The sequence below is a fragment of the Limnothrix sp. CMB-01 genome (assembly GCF_055193175.1).
Genome location: NZ_CM143720.1, coordinates 1987068 through 2007034 on the forward strand (window position 1 = coordinate 1987068; position 19967 = coordinate 2007034).

At 53.1% G+C, this 19967-nt stretch carries 14 protein-coding genes; 11 read left to right on the forward strand and 3 right to left on the reverse strand.

Going from position 1 to position 19967, the window contains the following annotated elements:
• The first annotated feature begins 637 nt into the window (after positions 1 to 637).
• From ACZA91_RS08405 to ACZA91_RS08430, 6 genes are all read left to right on the forward strand, one after another.
• Positions 638 to 3127 carry an ATP-dependent Clp protease ATP-binding subunit gene (locus ACZA91_RS08405; protein WP_463186036.1) on the forward strand — a complete coding sequence of 830 codons (2490 nt, stop codon included), beginning with the start codon at positions 638 to 640 and terminating at the stop codon, positions 3125 to 3127.
• 80 nt (positions 3128 to 3207) lie between these two features.
• Positions 3208 to 4257, forward strand: a complete 1050-nt coding sequence (locus ACZA91_RS08410; protein ID WP_463186038.1) for a hypothetical protein — start codon at positions 3208 to 3210, stop codon at positions 4255 to 4257.
• A gap of 35 nt (positions 4258 to 4292) precedes the next feature.
• Entirely contained in the window at positions 4293 to 5594 is a 1302-nt protein-coding gene (dcm, locus tag ACZA91_RS08415) for a DNA (cytosine-5-)-methyltransferase (RefSeq protein WP_463186040.1), read from the forward strand.
• 121 nt (positions 5595 to 5715) lie between these two features.
• The gene (locus ACZA91_RS08420) at positions 5716 to 6477 is read left to right on the forward strand and encodes a M50 family metallopeptidase (protein WP_463186042.1); all 762 of its coding nucleotides are present in this window, start codon (positions 5716 to 5718) and stop codon (positions 6475 to 6477) included.
• A gap of 6 nt (positions 6478 to 6483) precedes the next feature.
• Positions 6484 to 6777 (forward strand): Uma2 family endonuclease, encoded by a 294-nt coding sequence (locus ACZA91_RS08425; RefSeq protein WP_463186044.1) that lies wholly within the window; start codon positions 6484 to 6486, stop codon positions 6775 to 6777.
• Positions 6778 to 6791: 14 nt separating this feature from the next.
• Positions 6792 to 7277, forward strand: coding sequence for a P-loop nucleotide/nucleoside kinase family protein (locus ACZA91_RS08430; RefSeq protein WP_463186046.1), 486 nt, complete (start codon positions 6792 to 6794; stop codon positions 7275 to 7277).
• Here ACZA91_RS08430 and ACZA91_RS08435 read toward each other — a convergent pair.
• Positions 7274 to 7438, reverse strand: coding sequence for a hypothetical protein (locus ACZA91_RS08435; protein ID WP_463186048.1), 165 nt, complete (start codon positions 7436 to 7438; stop codon positions 7274 to 7276). The two genes, ACZA91_RS08430 and ACZA91_RS08435, sit on opposite strands and share 4 nt — an antisense overlap.
• 30 nt (positions 7439 to 7468) lie before the next feature.
• Between ACZA91_RS08435 and ACZA91_RS08440 the strand changes: the two genes are divergently transcribed.
• Positions 7469 to 8803, forward strand: a complete 1335-nt coding sequence (locus ACZA91_RS08440; RefSeq protein WP_099533444.1) for a hemolysin family protein — start codon at positions 7469 to 7471, stop codon at positions 8801 to 8803.
• 944 nt (positions 8804 to 9747) lie between these two features.
• Here the strand turns inward: ACZA91_RS08440 and ACZA91_RS08445 are convergent.
• Positions 9748 to 10038 (reverse strand): hypothetical protein, encoded by a 291-nt coding sequence (locus tag ACZA91_RS08445; protein ID WP_463186051.1) that lies wholly within the window; start codon positions 10036 to 10038, stop codon positions 9748 to 9750.
• Positions 10039 to 10050: 12 nt separating this feature from the next.
• On the opposite strand from ACZA91_RS08445, the gene dnaN reads away from it, so the two are divergent.
• From dnaN to ACZA91_RS08460, 3 genes are all read left to right on the forward strand, one after another.
• Positions 10051 to 11199 carry a DNA polymerase III subunit beta gene (gene dnaN / locus ACZA91_RS08450; RefSeq protein WP_463186053.1) on the forward strand — a complete coding sequence of 383 codons (1149 nt, stop codon included), beginning with the start codon at positions 10051 to 10053 and terminating at the stop codon, positions 11197 to 11199.
• A 172-nt stretch (positions 11200 to 11371) separates the two neighbouring features.
• Positions 11372 to 12493: a ChaN family lipoprotein gene (locus tag ACZA91_RS08455; RefSeq protein ID WP_463186055.1), complete on the forward strand. Its 1122-nt coding sequence runs from the start codon at positions 11372 to 11374 to the stop codon at positions 12491 to 12493.
• A gap of 120 nt (positions 12494 to 12613) precedes the next feature.
• Positions 12614 to 14107, forward strand: coding sequence for a tetratricopeptide repeat protein (locus ACZA91_RS08460; protein WP_463186057.1), 1494 nt, complete (start codon positions 12614 to 12616; stop codon positions 14105 to 14107).
• Here ACZA91_RS08460 and ACZA91_RS08465 read toward each other — a convergent pair.
• On the reverse strand, positions 14104 to 17865 hold the full coding sequence (locus tag ACZA91_RS08465; RefSeq protein WP_463186059.1) for an ATP-binding protein: 3762 nt from the start codon (positions 17863 to 17865) through the stop codon (positions 14104 to 14106). The genes ACZA91_RS08460 and ACZA91_RS08465 overlap by 4 nt on opposite strands.
• A gap of 1170 nt (positions 17866 to 19035) precedes the next feature.
• Between ACZA91_RS08465 and ACZA91_RS08470 the strand changes: the two genes are divergently transcribed.
• Positions 19036 to 19965 (forward strand): hypothetical protein, encoded by a 930-nt coding sequence (locus ACZA91_RS08470; RefSeq protein WP_463186061.1) that lies wholly within the window; start codon positions 19036 to 19038, stop codon positions 19963 to 19965.
• The last annotated feature ends 2 nt before the right edge of the window (positions 19966 to 19967 follow it).

Consider the following 19967-nt stretch of genomic DNA (forward strand, 5'->3'; position numbering starts at 1 on the left):
GACGTGAATTGACGTAAATCGACATGAAGACGTAAATCAAAAACGACTAACGCGAGATCTATGCCTGATCAAAACCCAATCAAAACCCAATCATGACCAAACCAAGGCTCATGCCGCCGGTTTGGGGCCGGTTGGGGGGAAATCAAACCCGGCCGGATTGTTCACCAACCAGGGCGATCGTGGCTCAGGAAGGGATGCCAGCCTTTGGATTCCAGCACTTTAACACCTCTATGAGGGGTCTTGCCCCCCATGACCTCCACCCTTGTCGCAATTCCCGTACCCGCGCGATCGCGCCAGGCTATACAGAATCCTTTAGATTAGTTTTAAGGTTGTAAACATTTATTCACAGTTTCCCACCCCCTAGCTCAAAACATCGGTACTGATTTGGGGCTAAGGAGCCGCTGTGAGCCTGTTGCTAGCCCATTGTTGGGCTGTTGACTTGGTTGATGACGAATCCCCGGGATCTGTCCATGGATCCATTTATCTGGCTTATTTGGATCCCTTGGTCTGTTCATTTGGTCTGTTCATTTGGTCTGCTCACTGCAATCTGCCCATGATGACCTTTGGTGATTGCTCCGCCACCACGAGCCAACCCCGTCCAACTGCGTAATCTTGCCCTCTTGCCCCTCTCTGCACCATGTTTGAGTACTTTACCGATCGCGCCATCCAAGCCATCTTGCTCGCCCAGGAAGAATCTCGCCGCTTGGGCCACCGCCTTGTGGGCAGTGAGCAAATCCTGCTCGGTTTGTTGGGTGAACAGTCCAGCCCGGCGGCTCAGTTGTTGGCGGCGGCGGGGGTCACCCTGGAGGGGGCCCGGGCCCGGGTGGAAGCGCTGATTGGTCGCGGCGCGGGGATGGTTCCGGACGAAGTGCCTTTTACGCCCAAGGTGAAGGCCCTGTTTGAGGCGGCCTTGGCCGAAGCGCGTCAACAGGGGCAAAAGGTGGTGGCTCCGGAGCATTTGTTATTGGCGATTATTCGCGATCGGGACAACTCGGCAGTGAAGGTGCTGCGGAGTATGGATGTGGATCCCGATCAATTGCGGATCAACTTGATTCGGTTGCTGGGGGAAACGGCGGCGGTGGCCGCGGGCGATCGGGGCGAGTCCCGGCGAGAGTCCACGGGCGATCGCACCGATAGCGGCAACATTTTGGCCACCTACTGCACCAACCTGACCCAAGCGGCGATCGAGGACAAGCTTGATCCCGTGGTGGGGCGCGATCGGGAAATTGAGCGCGTGGTGCAAATCCTGGGTCGCCGCACCAAAAATAACCCGATCCTGATTGGTGAGCCGGGCGTGGGCAAAACCGCGATCGCGGAAGGCTTGGCCCAGCGAATTGCCCTGGCCGATGTGCCGGAAACCCTGCTCGATAAGCAAGTCTATTCCCTGGATATGGGGCGGTTGCTGGCGGGCACGCAATATCGCGGAGCCTTTGAAGAGCGGCTGAAGGAACTGGTCAGCGAAGTGCAGCGGGCCGGCAACGTGATTGTGTTCATTGATGAAGTCCACACCCTGCTGGGCGCGGGCGGCATGCAGGGCGGCCTGTCGGCGGGCAACCTGCTGAAGCCGGCCCTGGCGCGCGGTCAGTTGCAATGCCTGGGTGCGACGACGCTGGATGAGTACCGCCAATATATTGAGCGGGATGCGGCCCTGGAGCGGCGGTTCCAGCCGGTGAAGGTGGGTGAGCCGACCCCAGCCGAGGCGATCGAGATTTTGCGCGGCCTCCGCAGCACCTATGAAACCTTCCACAACGTGCTGATGACCGATGAGGCGATCGCGGCGGCTGTCACCTTGGCCGATCGCTACATTGCCGATCGGTTCTTGCCCGACAAGGCGATCGACCTAATCGACGAAGCTGGCTCCCGGGCCCGCGTCAGCGTTGGCAAAAAGCCCGCTCACATCCGCGATTTGGAGCAGCAACTGGCCCAAACCGTGGAGGAAAAAGAGCAAGCCGTGGAAAACCAAGACTTTGAAACGGCGGCCAAACTGCGCGATCGGGAATTGGTAATCACGGAAGAATTGGCGATCGCCCGTCAAACCCCCGCCACCGAGCGCCCCCGCCCAACGATTACCGCTGAAGACATCGCTGAAATCGTCAGCCTCTGGACAGGCGTACCGGTGACGCAGCTTTCGGAGGCGGAAGTGGGGCAACTGCTGAACCTGGAAGCGAAGTTGCACGAGCGGTTGATTGGGCAAAACGAGGCGATCGAAGCGGTCTCGAAGGCCCTGCGCCGGGCCCGCTCCGGCCTGCGGAACCTGGAGCGCCCGATCGCTAGCTTCCTGTTCCTCGGCCCCACGGGTGTGGGCAAAACGGAACTAGCCAAAGCGTTGGCTAACTTCATGTTCGGTTCCGATGAGTCGATTATTCGGATCGACATGTCCGAATTCATGGAACCCCAATCCACCTCGAAGCTGATCGGCAGCCCGCCGGGATTCGTCGGCTATGGCGATGGCGGCCAGCTCACGGAAGCGGTGCGCCGTCGTCCCTACAGCCTGGTGCTGTTTGACGAGGTGGAAAAGGCCCACCCGGACGTGTTCAACCTGATGTTGCAGTTGCTCGATGAAGGGCGGCTGACGGATTCCCAAGGGCGCGTCGTCAGCTTCCGCAATTCGCTGATCGTGATGACCTCGAACCTGGGGGCCAAGGCGATCGCCAAGGGCGGCGCGAACCTGGGCTTTGGCCTCGCCAGCGACAGCGCCGAGGGTCGTTATCAAGCAATCCGCGATCGCATCACCGACGAGCTGAAAAACTTCTTCCGCCCCGAGTTCCTGAACCGCTTGGACGAGGTGGTGGTGTTCCGCCCCTTGGAAAAATCGGAAGTGCGGCAAATTGTCGATCTGTTGGTGGTACAAGTGGCCGATCGGCTGGTGGAGCAAGACATTCGCCTGACCGCGAGCGATCGCTTCAAGGACAAGGTAGCCGATGAGGGCTTCGACAGTAGCTTGGGGGCCCGCCCGCTGCGCCGCAAGGTGACGCAACTGCTGGAAGATGCCCTGGCAGAAGCGATTCTGTCGGGTCGGATCAAGGGAGGCGATCGGGTGTTGGTGGATGTCGCCGACAACGGCGAAACCCTGCTCGATATCCAATCCCAGGCGATCGACCTGCGCTTACCGGCGAGCGTGAGCTAGGATTAGCCAGCAACGGCATGGGGCGATAAGCTTTTGCCCTTCTCCTCATGCCGTTGCAGTGTCTAAGTTAGCAACTCTTGATGGGAGCAATGTCCTCAAAGCACAGAACCCTAGCAGACCTACAAGCTGAAGCAATTCTCCACTGGCCAACGGAGTTGCTTCAACTAGCAGGTCATAAAAGCACACTTCCAATTCTTTTAAAAACTCAAGACGCTTTCATCTCGTTGCTGAAAGTTTGTGACAGCCACCCAGAAGCTTGGATTGGCGGACTCGAACAGAGCCGTCTTCTATCAGGCTCCTTATTTCTAAAACATTTGATGGTTGCTAGTGATTTAGGAGGAGAAGCACTAAATAAGCTGCCCCCTTTATCTCGGTATTTTCCCAACGGAGTTTTAAAATTTGAGTGGCAGGGACAAATTCAAGAATACTCATTTAAAAAAATTCAAACAAAATGCTCATTGAGTAATTCAGCTTTAAGTGTTGATGCTCAAAGCCTTCTCACCAAAGATAAGTCTGATCGAAAAATAACAGATATTATGCAAGATGTAGCCATGTTGCTACTATTTAGCTCGTCTGCAGTTTGCGATACCTTACCAGGCGATATTAAAGAAAAATGTATTCTCGGATCTTTACTCGGTAAATGTCAAGATTTAGATAATTTTGCAAAAGAAAACTATCTTCGAGTGAGTCGTCAAGTTGCTGGTGCAACTTCTAATGATCTTGGACATCTGGCTCAAGATTATGTCTTGAACCATCTTAAAGCTTTGCTTCCATCCAATTGGGAGCTACACAAAGATTCGTCTCTACCACGGGTCTCGCACACTCAAGATCAACGAGAAACGAACTTCGATATTGTTGTTCAGTCTCCTCAAAATCGATATTGTGGCATTGAAGTTAGTTTTCAAGTCACGACTAATAGCGTTATTGAAAGAAAAGCCCGAGAGTCATCTTCTCTTTTGGCAAGTGCTCACAGTGAAAATCATAAAATCTGTTATGTCATTGACGGGGTTGGCAATATCGAAATTCGTAAGAGTGCTATTAATATTCTTCTGGAAAACAGTGATTTCATTTCTACTATGTCACCAGAGAGCATTCAGAAGCTAGCCGAATTCTTAGTCAAAAATCTTTAAAATATTCGAAATCTAGATTACTTAAGAGAACAAGCATGATCAAGTTTGTTGATTTGTTTGCAGGCATTGGCGGGATGAGGAAAGGGCTAGAGCTAGCTCTTGCACAACACGGACTGCAAGAAGATTGTGTTTTCTCCAGCGAAATTGATGAAAAAGCCAAGCAAACTTATCAACTTAATTTTGGTGAAGAGCCTTATGGGGATATTAGAACTATTGATCACTTACCAGCCCATGACATTCTCTTAGCAGGTTTTCCTTGCCAGTCTTTTTCCTATGCTGGCAAGCAGAAAGGTTTTGCTGACACCAGAGGTACACTCTTTTTTGAAATCGAAAGACTGCTTTCTAATTCAGAGAAGAAGCCCAAAGTTCTTTTATTAGAAAATGTTAGAGGATTCACAACCCATGATTCCGGCAGAACTTATAAAACTGTCATCGAAAGATTAGAAGCATTGGGATATTGCACTAAAACTTTATTGCTAAATAGCTCAAATTTTGGTGTTCCACAAAATCGAGTAAGAGTTTACATTGTTGGTGTTTTAGATCATGAACCCAAGTTAACCCTACAATCGAATGTGGGAACTCCAGATTCTCATCAATTTAAAAAAACATTTTCTCAAATTGATTTATTTCTTAATCAATCACAATACTGTTGTGTTCGAGATATTTTAGAGCGCAACCCCGATCCACGATATCAATGCTCAGAAACATTCACGGAGCAATTACGTCTTGCTCTCAATGGCAAACCTTTAGAAACTCTGCATGGTTTTCGTTTGATTGATTATCGAGGTGGCAACTCAATTCATTCCTGGGATTTGGGTCTCAAGGGAAATTGCTCTCTTGAAGAGAGAGATTTAATGAATGCCATTATTGAAAATCGCCGCAAAAAGCATTTTGGTACACATCAAGATGGAAAAGCTCTAACGTTAGAACAAATTAAAACCTTCTGGAATCAGCCAAATCTCGAAAACCTTTTGCAGAACTTAGTGAGCAAAGGTTATTTGCGATTCATTGACAATAAGTACAATCCCAAATGCGGCAACATGTCGTTTGAAGTATTTAAGTTTCTAGATCCTGATAGCATCTCTATTACACTCACTGCTAGCGATTCTCATCGTCTAGGTGTTGTACAGAACGGAATTCCAAGGCGAATTACCCCAAGGGAATGTGCAAGACTTCAGGGTTTTCCTGATGACTTTCAGTTGCATACTGATGATATAGCGACCTATCATCAACTAGGAAATTCTGTATCTGTGCCAGTCATTAAAGCAATTTTTGAAGATTTATTTAGATCGTCAACTGCTTTACATCATTCAGAAGTTCTATTAGTTTCTCGCTAAACGCATTGGCCATCTAGATTCTTGAAAAATTCTACTGTTGACTACGATGAGTGACATTCCCATAACGTTGGGATTAGCTTGATCACAACAATGGCTCAACGATTTTTGCTCCCCCCAGCCTATGTCGGATCCTAAGCGCCCCATCCCGAATCATGATGCTGGCTTGCCCTGGGTGCGATCGCCCCAACACCTGTGGCTGATCGGAGCGGCGATCGCGACGGTGATCCTGTGGCAACTGCCGTGGGGTCACCAAATTTTGTATCCCTTTTCAATTCTGGCGACTTGGTTCCACGAAATGGGTCATGGGGTTGCTGCGATGTTGCTGGGCGGGCGGTTTGAGACGCTGTTACTCCATCCCAGTGGCAGCGGCGTGGCTCAACACAGCGGCCAGCTTTGGTTGGGGCCGATCGGGCGGGCTTTGGTGTCGGCTGGTGGGCCCTTGGGTGCGCCTTTGGCCGGCTACGGGCTATTGCGCCTTTCCCAAAAGCGCTTGCCTCGGGTGCAGTTGGGGCTGTTTTTGTTGGGTTGTGCGCTGTTGCTGTCGGTGTTGTTGTGGGTGCGCACGTTGTTTGGGGTGTTGGCGATCGGGGCTTTGGGCGTTGCGATCACGTTAATTCCGCTCTATGGATCCCCTTGGGTACAATATTTTGCACTGCAATTTTTGAGTGTGCAGGCTTGCCTCAGTACCTTTTCCCGGCTGGACTATTTGTTCACTGAAAACTGCACAATTCAGGGTGTGGCGATGGTCTCGGATACGGGACAAATGGCCAAGCAGCTTTGGTTGCCCTATTGGTTTTGGGGAGCGCTGTTGGCGGCGATTTCGCTTTATTGTTTGGGGTCAGGTCTTTGGCGCTTGGTGCGATCGCATCCCGATGGGTTTTGAGGTTGATTGAGGGGCGATCGCCGTCGGCTCGGAATGGTGTTCAACTCTAGCAGTGGCTTTATTTTGCCGAACAGTGACCTGACCGCTCCAGATGTGTCCCATGTTTCTCGGGCCAGAATGCCCCGCAGGATTCGATATTTTGCGGAGGTTGTGCCCAACTTGGTGGTGGAAATTAAATCCCAGAGCGATCGGGTGGTGAAGTTGCGCGACAAACCCACCATGTATTTAGAGCAGGGCGCTGAGGTGGCCCTGATGGTGGATCCCGATCGGGAAGTCGTGGAACTTTATCGGCTTTTGTAGATAGCAACTAACCCATGCAACCCCAAGGCATATTGATCTTTCTTTGTGGAAAGATGGGGGCGGGAAAATCCACCCGATCACGCCAAATTGCCCAAGCGTTAAACGCGATTTTAATTTCAGAAGATGACTGGCTCAGTCAGCTTTATCCCCAGGAAATCCAAGGATTGGCAGACTATATCCAGTATTCTCGCCGCTTGAAAGGTTTACTTAAACAGCACTTGGCAACGTTGCTGAAGGCGGGACTCTCAGTCGTGATGGACTTTCCCGCTAATACAAAAACCCAGCGGGCTTGGTTCCAAGAGCTGATCCGCGAGCATGATTTGGCTTATCGGTTCATCTATTTGGATGTGGACGATCGAACCTGTCTATACCGCATTGCCCAGCGCCGCCAAGAACAACCCGATCGCGCCCAATTTGACACGGAGGCGATGTTTCACGAAGTCACGCGCTTCTTTGAGCCGCCCACGGCTGAGGAGGGCTGGGTCATCGAGGTGATTTAACCGGTTGCCACCGATCGCTCGGCCCGGTCAGGCAGCGCGATCACCCCCAGGCCAGCGGCAACGCCGAAGCCATATCGGGGCAAGACGGGATAAGAAGTAGTAGGATTACGGTGTAAATTTGCCCCCTCTGGGCGATCGCCCGCTTCTTGCCCGGCCGGCAAGCCATCACCGATGTTGTTGTCTCGTCCCGTATGAGTTCTGCCCTTACCGAACTGGCGATCGTTGCGGCCTTGACGGTTGCGAACGGGATTTTTTCAATGTCGGAAATGGCGATCGTCTCGTCCCGCAAGACGCGCCTGCAAAACCGAGCGGAACGGGGCGATCGAGCGGCTCGCGCAGCCCTGGCCCTGGCGGAATCGCCCAACCAGTTTTTATCCACCATCCAGATTGGCATCACCCTGATCGGCATCCTCACGGGGACTTTTGGGGGCGCTTCTTTGTCGGCGGAGTTGCGGCCAATCCTGGAAGCCGTGCCGCCATTAGCCCCCATGAGCGGGGCCCTGTCGGTGGTAATCACCGTGGCGGGCATTACTTATCTTTCGTTGGTGGTGGGCGAGCTGGTTCCCAAGCGGTTGGCCCTAGGCAATCCAGAACAGATTGCGGCCAATGTGGCGCTACCGATGCGGTGGTTGTCGCGGATTACGGCTCCGGTGGTCTATTTGTTGAGCCATTCCACGGATCTGATTGTGCGATCGCTCGGAACCACGGTTTCCAGCGAGCCGCAGGTGACGGAAGAAGAAATTAAGCTGCTGTTGCAACAGGGCACGGAAGCGGGCACGGTCGAAGAAGCCGAGCAGGAAATTGTAGAGCGGGTGTTGTCTCTGGGCGATCGCCCCGTCAGCTCCGTGATGACTTCCCGCCGAGAGGTGGTGTGGCTGGATTTGGATGCGCCTTTGCACGAAACGATCGAGCAAATCATCAACAGCCACCACCAGCGATTCCCCGTCTGTCGCGACAGTTTGGATGAGGTCGTTGGGTTCATTCAGGTAAACGACCTGTTGGCCCAAACCCTGATGAATCAGACCCTGAATTTAACGGACTGCCTGCGTCAGCCGTTGATTGTGCCGGAAACCACGGGCACGTTGCGGATTCTGGAGATGTTCCGCGAAACGGGTCTGCATATTGCCTTGGTGGTGGATGAATACGGCGTGGTGCAAGGGTTGGTGACGATCAACGACATGCTCGAAGCGATCGTGGGCGACCTGACCGATGTGGATGAGGAAGACACGCCCAAGGTGGTACAGCGGGAGGATGGTTCCTGGCTGGTGGATGGGATGTTGGCGATCGAGCGGATGCGCGATGAATTGGATATGGCTGAACTGCCCGGTGAGCGGGAAGGACGCTACCAAACCGTGGCGGGCTTCGTGATTGCTTCGTTGGGTCACATTCCCAAGGCCACGGACACGTTTCACTGGAATGGCTTCCGGTTTGAGGTGGTGGATATGGATGGCAACCGGGTTGATAAAATCCTGGTTTCCAAACCCAGCACGGCTCCCAGCGCTTCAGAGCCGCCCACGGCTGATTAAGGGAAGCGCGACCTCAGGATCACGCTTAAATCACTTAAATTCCTTTGAGCCGAGGGCGATCGCGCTGGGCAACTGTCACAGTGTCTTGATGGGATGGGCGGTGTGGTTGGGGTTGATCCAGGTGTATTGGGTTGACCAGTTGGTCAGCGGGTTGATGAACGGATTGATTACGAGTCGATCACGGCTGGGGTGATCGACTCCAAGATTTTTTGATTAATTTCGATCGACCCACTTCCCGATCGACCCATTTCCCGATCGGGTAACTTTTGCAGCCAATTAATGTACGATATTCAAAATATGCTCTGACAGATTTTGGATCAATTATTCAAAACCCAATTTAGGCCACCCATCAATTGTGGGCAAATTGCAAAATTCAAAACTTTTTATCGTATAACAAATTGTGCTTTGTCAGGTAAGGGGTGATCACCTGACTCCCTTGTGGAAAACTGCCCGATCGGGGCAAAACCTGTGGAAAACCTGTGGAAAAGTACCCCTATTCTGTGGAAAACCTGTGGAAAAATACCCCTCTTTCTGTGGAAAAAAAAAAGTGTCTGTGGAAAACCTGACTAGGTATAAATACCCTGTGGAAAAACACCCCCCCTTTTTCCACAGGGTTTTCCACAGGGTGTGATCGCTGAAAGGTTCATGAAATAAGGATTTTTTTGAGTTTTCCACATTTCCACAGGGCCCTACTACTACTATCTATTTAAAAAATAAGAAAGAGAAGAAGAGATAGATAGTCCAGCCCAAAAATTTTCTTGGAAACGGCCAAAATTCTTCGGGGAGACGGTCTGTTTCTCTCGAACTCAGGATCCAGTTTTTAGCCTAGTCGATCGAGCCGGAATCGCAACCGACCGGTGAGGCAGTGGCCGCTAGGGGCTGGAGACGACAGGGTTCGAGCTGGGCTGAGTTTGAAACCCAGCGGTTGACGGATCCGAAAACGGCTAAAACCCAGACAGAATCAGGATCTGAGCGCTCAAAGTTCGCTGTGCTTGAGGCCGCACCGATCGGTAAGCTTGAGGGCGATCGAACCCTTTGAAAACGGCTAAAACCCAAGCTAGGCTTTGATTGTTGCGATCGCGCTTCGACTCTCCAGCAGGCGATCGGGCTGCAAAGTCACGGGTTGCTCCCGATGGCCAAAACGGCGATTTTGGGTTAAACTCAGGGCTGCTCATCGGGGCCAAATTTCCCCCGGCGGCGGTCGCCGTTTTCCACAGAACAGCCCCGAAACCCAAGCCCCAGAAGCCATGAAGCTGCTTTGCGCCCAAAGCGACCTGAGTGCCAACCTGTCCCTGGTCAGCCGTGCCGTCCCGTCACGGCCGACGCACCCGGTTTTGGGCAATGTGCTGCTGACCTGCGATGCGGGCACTCAGCGCGTGAGTTTGACCGCCTTTGACCTCAGCTTGGGCATCCAGACCAGCTTCCCGGCGGAAGTGGAAGATTCTGGGGAAATCACGTTGCCGGCCAAGCTTTTCGCGGACATTGTGGGCAAGCTGCCCAACGGCACGGTGTCGCTGGATGCGAACGAGGACTGCTCAGCGGCAATTTCCGCCCAGTCCAGCCGCTACCAGATTCAGGGCATGAGCGCCGAAGAATTCACAACCCTGCCGGTGGTGGAAACGGGCGAAGCGGTTTACCTGCCGGTGGCGGCGCTGTTGGAGGGGATGCGCGGTTCCCTATTCGCCGCCAGCAACGACGAAACGAAGCAGATTTTGACCGGGGTTCACCTGTCGGTGGAGACCGATTCCCTGGAGTTTGCGGCGACCGATGGCCACCGGCTGGCGGTGGTGCGGGCGGCAATGGTGGAGGACGAAGAGACGGAAACGGACACGGTGGAACCCTTTGCGGTGACGGTTCCGGGCCGGACGCTGCGGGAGCTGGAGCGAATTTTGGCGGCGCAGCAGTCGAGCGAACCGGTGGCCCTGTACTGCGATCGGGGGCAGTTGGCCTTGCAGTGGGGAGATTATTACCTCACCAGCCGCACCCTGGAAGGGCAGTACCCGGCCTATAACCAGCTCATCCCCCGCCAGTTCGATCGCCAGGTGACCGTGGAGCGGAAGTTGTTGCTGGGGGCGCTCGATCGAATCTCGGTAATTGCTGACCAAAAGAGCAACCACATCGTCAAGTTCTCGATCGACGCAACGAACCAAAGTCTAGGCATTTCAGCCGATGCGCAAGATGCGGGCAGCGGTCGCGAAACGATCGAATCGGCCCAAATTTCCGGCGAGGACATCGACATCGCCTTCAACGTCAAGTACTTGATGGAATCGCTGAAAAACCTGACCACCACAGAGATTCAGCTTCAAATGAACACGCCCACCAGCCCGGTGGTGATCACGCCCTTGGGTGGCGCAAAGGCAACCCATTTGGTGATGCCGGTGCAGGTGCGGAGCTAGGTTCAGGTTGACCGCAGGCGTTAATCGCTTGGTGGTGTTGGTGTTAATTGCTAGTTCAGTTGCCCTTGCTTTGGAATTTCCTAGCAAGGGCTAAATAAAATTTCCTAGCAAGGGCTAAATATTGAAGATCATGCCCGTTGCGGTTGCTAGCAGCCCCAGGAAGCCCAGTGAAATGCAACTGACAAGGAATAGCTCGAATTTCCAAAATCAGCGGCTTTTGTGGCAGTTTCTGCCTCCGTTGGGCCAATGGCTGGGGATTGTGGGGGCGATCGCCTGCTGCTGGGCCGCTCCTGTTTGGGCAGAATCAGCCCCGATACCAGCCCCGATGGTGGTGTCGCCGTCCGTGACTGACCCCAGCGCTTTGGCGAGTGCTCCGGTCAGCGCCCCGATCGCCATTCCTGCCACGCCTAACCCACAACTGGCACAAGACCTCTTAATCAATCCGGGTGATCCGGGGGTTTTTGATCGGTTCTGGGCCGACCTGGCTGGATCGCAAGTGATTTACCTGGGGGAAGTTCACGACCGATCCGCCGATGTGCCGATCAAATTGGAGGTTATCCACAGGACTTTTCAACAGGTGGAAAACTTTTCGCGCCAGGGTCAGCCCGGCCGGTTGGTCATTGCGCTGGAAATGTTTCAACAACCGTTCCAGTCGGCCTTGGATGATTACTTGGCAGGGCGGATTGACGAAGCCACCCTGCGCGATCGCACGGAATTTGACCAACGTTGGGGATTTGACTGGGAAATTATTGCGCCGATTTTGCGGTGGGCACGCGATCGGGGTGTGGCCGTGGTGGCCTTGAACCTGCCCGTGGAAGTGACTCGCCAAATTGGTCGCCAGGGCTGGGATGCGCTCCCCGCTGAGGCTTGGCAATGGTTGCCCCCGCCCAATGAATTGCAACTGGGGTCGGCGGGTTACCGGGCCTGGCTGCGAGAAATTTATGACGAAATTCATCAACAGCATGGAGCCAGCGCCCAAAGTAGCGCCCAGAGTTCTGGGAGTGCCGATCGCACGGAACGTTTTAACCGATTTTTGGCCGCTCAGGCCGCTTGGGACGAAACCATGGCGGCGGGCATTGCTCGGTTGCTGCAACGGCCGGGCGATCGGGTGGTGACCATTTTGGGTCGTGGCCACATGGTCTATGGGTGGGGCGTGCCCGATCGGCTGGCCCGGCGCAAACCCGATGTGGTGCAGCGATCGATCCTGTTGGGCCCCCTGGAAGCCCCCGAAATTTACCGCGATGGGCGATCGATCAGTCACTACTGGTGGCCCAGTGCCCGATCGGCCCCGTGAAATTACTGATTAATCCAAGGGTTGATTAGTAATATTATGAGTCAGCATTATGAGTAAACGAGACCAACTCATGCTTAACAGCATTGCTTAGGGTTTGTCATCGTCTTTGGGAGAAGTGAGTTGAGCTTTGCTTCAGTTTCGGATGCTCCGACGTTTCAGGAGCGAGTTGCGCATCTGACCGAACAGCTTGAGCGATTTGCTCAAAAAGATCTTGATCCAACGGTTCGTGATGAATTAGCACTCGACATTCTGTGCGATCGAGATACCTTGCAAGCCATCCTCAAGGACTTGGCAAAGCATCAGCAACTGGAAGCCGCCACCGTTTCAGAAATCGACGCGCTCGATCGTCGCCTGGCAACCCTAGACTCAAAATTTCTGGCCATTGCAGCCTTGCCCCGTTGGCGAGATACCTTTGATCCTGGCCCTAACGCCTGGTGGTGGTTTCCTGAAGCCGAAGGCTCCAAGCCCAAAATTGCAACCCGACGACGGGAAATTTTCTGGCGGGGGGTGTCCGTTGTGTCCCTCCTGGCCACTGCCAGTGCCGCCAGCACCATCCTGCCGGTTTTCTCGATCGGGGGATTTGGCTTAGGAGAAGCCCTGGCCAGCGCTGGCCAGGTGACCGGGCTGGCCGTGTTGGGGCGTGGTGTGCTCACCCCCGAAGGAACCAAGGCCCTCAAACAGTTTTGCGCGAGGTTTTCGATTCCCGGCCAGTGGTATAGCGAGGCGATCGCCGCCTTTTCCATCACCCTTGGCGCTTTGTCCATGTGGGCCGCCCAAGACGGTCTGCCCCGGTGGTTTAACTATGCCGCCAATCAGCACTATCAACAGGGCGAGCTAGAGGAAGCCCGTGTAAATTATCAAAAAACGCTTTCTCTGATGCCCAACAATGACGAAGCCTCATTGGGGCTGGGATTGGTTTATGAATCCCTGGGGCAACTGAAAGAAGCTGGCGATTCTTATCGGCAAGTGGCTGACCAAGGCGACCCGATCGCCCTCAGTCGATTGGCACGAGTTCAGTTCTCTTTGTTGCTGAAAACCAAGCGATCCGACACGTTACTTCGCAATCAACAAACCTCGGAAGTCGAAGCCCTTTTAAAACTGGCACTGCACCGCATTGACATGAGGGGTCTATCAACCATTGATGCCGCTAACCAGCGCTATCAAATCTACCGAAATTTGGGGTGGTTGCGTTGGTGGCAACGAGATTATATCGGTGCGGAATCTGTCTTGAAACGTGCCATTAGAGAAGATGAATCTTTTCCCGAAAAACAGCTTGGCACAGGTCTTTCCCATTGCTTGCTGGCTCAAATTTATCGTGAAGAACAACGGGAGACGGAAGCCACTGCGGAATACAACATCTGTGTGCAAAAATCGCGGCCGGAAACCCTCACAGAATATGAATGGTTCTTCCAAGTGGGGCAAGGACGGATGGCGACCTGTGTTGATACCAGCGCTGTGATGCGCGGCACAAGCCGAGAGATCATCCAAAAACTACCCCTTTGTACGGAAGACGATCCAGGACGCAAAAATTCTGTTGCACCGGATCCCACTCAACCCGTCATTCAGTCATCGCCCAGTTCGATGACCGGAACCGTCGCACCACCTAGCCCTTAACCCAGGAAAGAGATTGAAGAGGAGGATGGTTCCCGATCGCCCGTTGCGCCACTCGATCGACTATCCAAAACCGATTGGGTCAGTTGGACAATTTCCGGAAACGCAAAGTTTTCCGTTAAGTGGGTCAGGGTTTGAAAGAGGTCGTAATAAGGGCTAGGAATCTGTTGCAAGAGTTGAGTAATGGTTTGATCAGAACAGGTAAGGGCCGCATGGTGTAAAGCGGCAATCCAAGCCTGGGGCATCACCGATAAATCCACGGTGGGTGACTGGTTGATCGCGCCTAGGGAGCTGACAGAGTGATCGGGCGCATCGGTTCTGAGTTCTGCATAACGGTACTTTAAGGGCAAATATTTTGCCATCATCTGAAAGGGTTCATCGAGGGCAAAAGGCTTGCTCATATAGTCATTACAACCGGCTGCGATCGCCAGCGAAGGATCATCGGCAGACCCCTGGGCCGTAATGGCAATGATCGTGGTTAAGGAAAAGGGTGCTTGATGCTTACTTTCCCAACGCCGTTGCTCCAGAGTACGAATTTTTCGCGTTGTGGCATAACCATCTAATCCTGGCATTCGCAAATCCATCCAAATCAGATGGGGCTGCCAATCTTGCCATTGGGCGATCGCTTCTAAACCGTTGCTTGCTTCACGAATTTGCAAACCCAAACAGGACAGTAGCCGCACCAAAAGCTGGCGATTTTCCGTTTGATCATCAACCACCAAAATTCGATAGTCCTTGCGATCGCTCGCTAATCCCACAATTTGGGGAATCGGCGTATTGGTTTGCGACATCGCCTGATGAGTCACCAAAACAGGGAGATAAAAGCGGAAAAGGCTGCCTTGGCCCAATTGACTTTCAACGGTGATTTCTCCACCCATTAACTCCACCAGTTGCCGACTAATGGCTAAGCCCAAGCCGGTTCCACTATGGGTATCTTGGTGATCCGTTGCCTGCACAAAATCATCAAAAATGGTTTCCAAATGTTCAGGAGCAATGCCAATTCCACTATCTTGAACCTCAAACAGTAAGGTGGTTTGGGTGGGCGTAGAGGGCGATCGCTCCGTTGGTGAGCCATTCGCTGCAACCGCATTAGAAATGGTCATTGTCCCGGAGGAAACTGCCTCAAAATCAGGAATATTTGGGGGTGAAGTTTCCGTAACAGGGGGTAACTGGTTTGGGCTGCTGTTGTGGGAGCGTAGCCGCACTCGAATAAAGCCCGTTTGCGTAAACTTCAGGGCGTTGCTAATCAAATTAATCAAAACTTGCTCTAGCTTTCGGCCATCAACTAGGGCATGGGTGGGTAATAATTCGGCCAGTTGTAAATCTAGCTGTAGGCCCTTATGTTGGGCTTGCAACAAAAATAGATCGGCCACACTTTGCATTAATTCCCGCAGGTTAATGACCTGAGGCGCGAGGGTTAATTTACCGGCTTCTATTTTAGATAGATCTAAGATCTCGTTGATGAGTTTTAAAAGATGCTCACCACTGCGATAAATTCGCTGTAAGTCGTCCCGCTGGGTGGGTGACAAAACCGCTTCTCGCTGCAAAATATTGGTAAATCCAAGAATAATGTTGAGAGGGGTTCGGAGTTCATGGCTCATTTTGGCCAGGAAGGTACTTTTCGCGCGGTTAGCCACTTCTGCGGCCTCTTTGGCTTGATGTAACTCCCGTTCCACTTGTTTTCGATCGCTGATGTCACTGAGGATGCCAATCAGGCAATCTTGACCTTCCAAATAGCTGATGGTGGCTGAGAGCAGAACCGTTTTAATTTCGCCAGATTTGGTGCGAAATTCCGTTTCAAATTCGCGAATCCATCCCTGCTCTTTCACGATATTTCGAAACTCAATCAAATCATTGAAATCTTTCCAAAGCTGCATTTCAGTGCAGGTTTTGCCCACCATTTCCATGTGAGAATAACCCAAAATTCGTGTGAAATTATCATTAATATTCAAGCAATAACCATCATTGACTTTGGCAATCCAGGCGGCCTCTGGGCCGGCTTGAAAGATGGTGGCGAATTTTAATTCCGATTGACGCAGGGCCAGTTCCATCCGTTTTTGATCGGTGATGTTGGTGATGGTTCCCACCAGTTTTACCACTCGACCCTGTTGATCAAAAATCGGCTCGCCGCGACTGATCAGATAGATGGTTAACCCGTCGCGCCGTTGGATGCCATGTTCGATCGTGTAGGGAATTCCTTGCTCGATCGCCTCCGTGACCGTGGCCACAAATCGCGGGCGATCGGCCTCGGGGAGCAAATCAAAAAGGTCAGGGTGGCCCGGCTCCTGGCCATCGGGTTCCAATCCCAAAATGCGAAACTGTTCCGCAGACCAAGTGCTTGTGCCCGTTGCCACATCAAATTCCCAACTGCCCACCTGGGCAATCCGTTGGGCTTCCGTGAGGGCCGCCGTTTTCTGGGCCACCTGTTGCTCCAGGTCACGGGCATAGGTGTGGCGGAGTTGGTCGGCCGCTTGCAAGGCTCCCACCATTTGCTGAAAGGCTTGGGTTAAGCGATTCACTTCCGCCACCCGCGTTTTGGGCAGGGGGTTGGCATGTTGGCCGGCGGCGATCGCCCGGGTTGCTTCTGTCAAATTTCGCAGCGATCGGCTCAAGCGTTTGGCCGTCCAAGTGCCCGTTCCTAAGGAACCTGCCAAAGCCAACAAACAAAACCAAAGATTTTGGCGATGATTAGCCTCAATCTCACCAATGAAATCGGCTTCCGGAACCGCCGTGACCACAAGCCAATGCAATCCATAGGCATCTTGGTAGGGGGTGACTTTCGTAAACAACGCGCCATCTTGAAAGGCTAATCGCCACCGTTGTTCCGTTTGAATTGCTTGCCATTGGGGATCTTTTTGTTGAAGTTGCTGGGCAATGGCCCTGGTTTCTGAATTACGACTTTGGGCCAGCGATAATCTTGTGGGATAGGGTTGGTTGGGTTGCTGAATGTAGGGCAATTCCAGGGTTGAAGTGGCCACCAAATTGCCCGATCGATCCACAATAAACGCCTGACCTCGGGGCGAAATCTGCAACTGATTGAGAAAGGTATTCAACCCCGACAATAAAACCGTGCGGCTTAAAACGCCCCGAAAATTGCGATTGCCATCATAAATTGGCAACAATGCATCAATGCCCAACATTGGAATCACGCGATGGGTGTAAACCGGTGACCAAGTGGGCTGGCGACTATTTTGGGCCCGTTGAAACCAGGCCGTTTGTCGCACATCATCGGTAATTTGATAGGCGGCTTCCAAGGGTTGCCCTTGGTCATTCACACGCGAATAGAGGCGCTGGTTGGGCAGGTTGGGGCTGGCCTCTGCCAGGAACTGTGTACCTACGGGATAGGATTTGCCCGTCAACTGCTCAATTTGTTGGCGCAACTCCAAATTGACCGATCGCACATAGCCCACCAGCAAGCCCCGATCGTTGGCAAACATGGTCGCCACCAGACTGGGATCCGTGGCCATCTGTTGCCACAGATAATCGCGCCAAGGGGTGGAGTTATCCAACGGCAACTTGCCCCCTTGGATCGCTCGACCATTGGCGGCCAAGGTGTGTTGTTGCTTGCTGAGCAGACTATCCACATGATCACGCACCCGGTGGTCCACAGCATCCAGCAGGCGATTGGCCAAATTTTCTACGGAGGTTTGGCCGCTGCGGTAAGACCAATAGCCGACCAAGCCCACCGCCCCCACCACCTGCACCACAAAGGGAACCGTCAACACCCAAAACAGGCTGATGGCCGCAGATCGATTGGCCACAGATCGATCGGGCTGATTTTGGCCATGCCGCAACAGCGAAATCCTTTGCCAAAGGCCTTGGATCCGACGAGGGAGCCGCATTTTTCGCCAGCGTGGCTGTTGAAGATTCATAGGCTCATGCGGGACTGACGGGGCAATTCAGGCGCGTTCAGGGGCCCTTGTCCTAGCGGTTTGGGAAATGACGGGGAGACTGGAGGCAGCGGCTTGGGTCGGAAATGGTCGGTTTGATTTGGGGCATGGGTGGGTAGTGGCATCCCAATCGCTCAACGGTGGATGACCTGACTGCAATGGTGCGATCGACCGGTTTGCAATCCTCGACTGCGATCACAATCGGGGCCCGATCGCAGTTCGATCGCGCCGTTGCCTAACCAATCGCTTACAACTGGTATTAACACTATCAGCGACTGATGATCTGTAACGCTATCTACCTACTAATCGAGTAGATCTACTGAAGTGTTAGAAATATCACAGCGTTCTTTGCTCGATCGCTTGAACTCATATTGATAATTCTATTGATATCAACTTATGGAACTGAGGTTTTATAAGTTTTGTAAGTGTGCTGAGCGGGCAAGAAATTGCCCTTGATGGCTCAGATTAGTTGAAAGTTCGATTCACCTAGTCAACCGCTGAAAAATTACCTTAAATGACTATACTAACCCATGAGAAAGAATTTTGGCTTGCTGGAAATTACGGCGAGTTAGTCCACCAGAGATCACAAGAATCCCAGGATGATAACAACATGAGTCCCTTGATTTTGAAAAGGGTAAATTGTGCAAGATTTGATCTTGGCTTAAGGATACTTAAAATTCCAGCAAAAACCAGATTGGGAATCGGCTATTCTGGACTAGACCTTAACCGATGATTCGGGTTTTTGATTCCGCAAAAGTTAGGATAGTCAGTGTTAGAAAAATAACCCAATTGTCTTGGGCAGGGTGGCAAATTAGGTCACCCTCATCAATGCACCCAAAATACTCCTGTTTTCCCCAAGGGTGATTGCTAAAGTTTTGTTCTGGAACTGACGCTTGGCAACCTGAGCCATCGCGGCGGTTGGCTGGGATGCCAGGGTCTCGGGTGAAAGTGCAACCGTGTTGATCAGGAATTTTTGATCAGAAATTGGCGAAGATCATCGGCTAGGATCGACGCAACTTTCAGGCCGTTTGGATAACTCCCATGTCTGCGACAGCATCGTTTATTCGCCAAAGCCAACTGCTGGGCCGCTTGGTGCTCGATCGCGCCACTACGGAAACTCTGGGCCATGTGGCCGCCCTGTGGGTGGATCCGCGAGCAGCCCGGGTGTTGGGAATTGTGATTCGATCGGGGCCGTTGCCGCTGAATTTGTCCCTGAAGTTGCCGCTGGGTGGCCCGTTGCGAGCCTGTGCCTGGGGTCAGGTGGTGGCGATCGGGGCCGATAGCGTGTTGGTGGATCTGGGGACCCAAGGGGAGAGCCTGCAACAGCCGGAGGGAGCCTTTGACCTCGTGGGTCACGAGGTTTGGACTGACGGCGGCAATCGAATTGGTACGGTGGTGGATCTGGAGTTGGATCCAGCCGTGGGCCGGGTCGATCGCTACCTCTTCCGGCGTGAAGGCGTGGCGGATGTGGCCTATAGCTTGCCGGCCGGAGCGGCCATCAGCGGCGGGCCCAAGCGGCTGTTGGTGGTGACCCAGGCGGCCGAGGCGGCCGAGGCGGTTCCTTTGACGGCCGCTTGGGATCAGGCTTTGGATTCGGTGCAAACTTCGGTGCAAACCACCCTGCGCCAAGTGCAGGAAAAGACGAAGCCGATCGCCGAAACGGCCCGCAGTCGGTTTGCAGATTTGGCCCGGGAAGCCCGCGATCGGGCCAAGTCTTTGGCGGACACGGCCCGCACCCGCGCCACGGAGCTGACAGAAACCATGCGCGATCGAGCTGATCGCCTGACCCAGGAAAGTCAGTCACCCCAGCGCGATCGCCCCGCTGGGAATTTGCCCGCCGCCCCAGAGAATGCTGCGACGGATGATGATGATCCGATCGACCTGTGGGATGAAGATTCCCCCGCGATCGACACGCCCGCAAGCCCGATCGAAACCGATTCCCACCAGCCACCTCAGCCACCTAACGCCTAGGA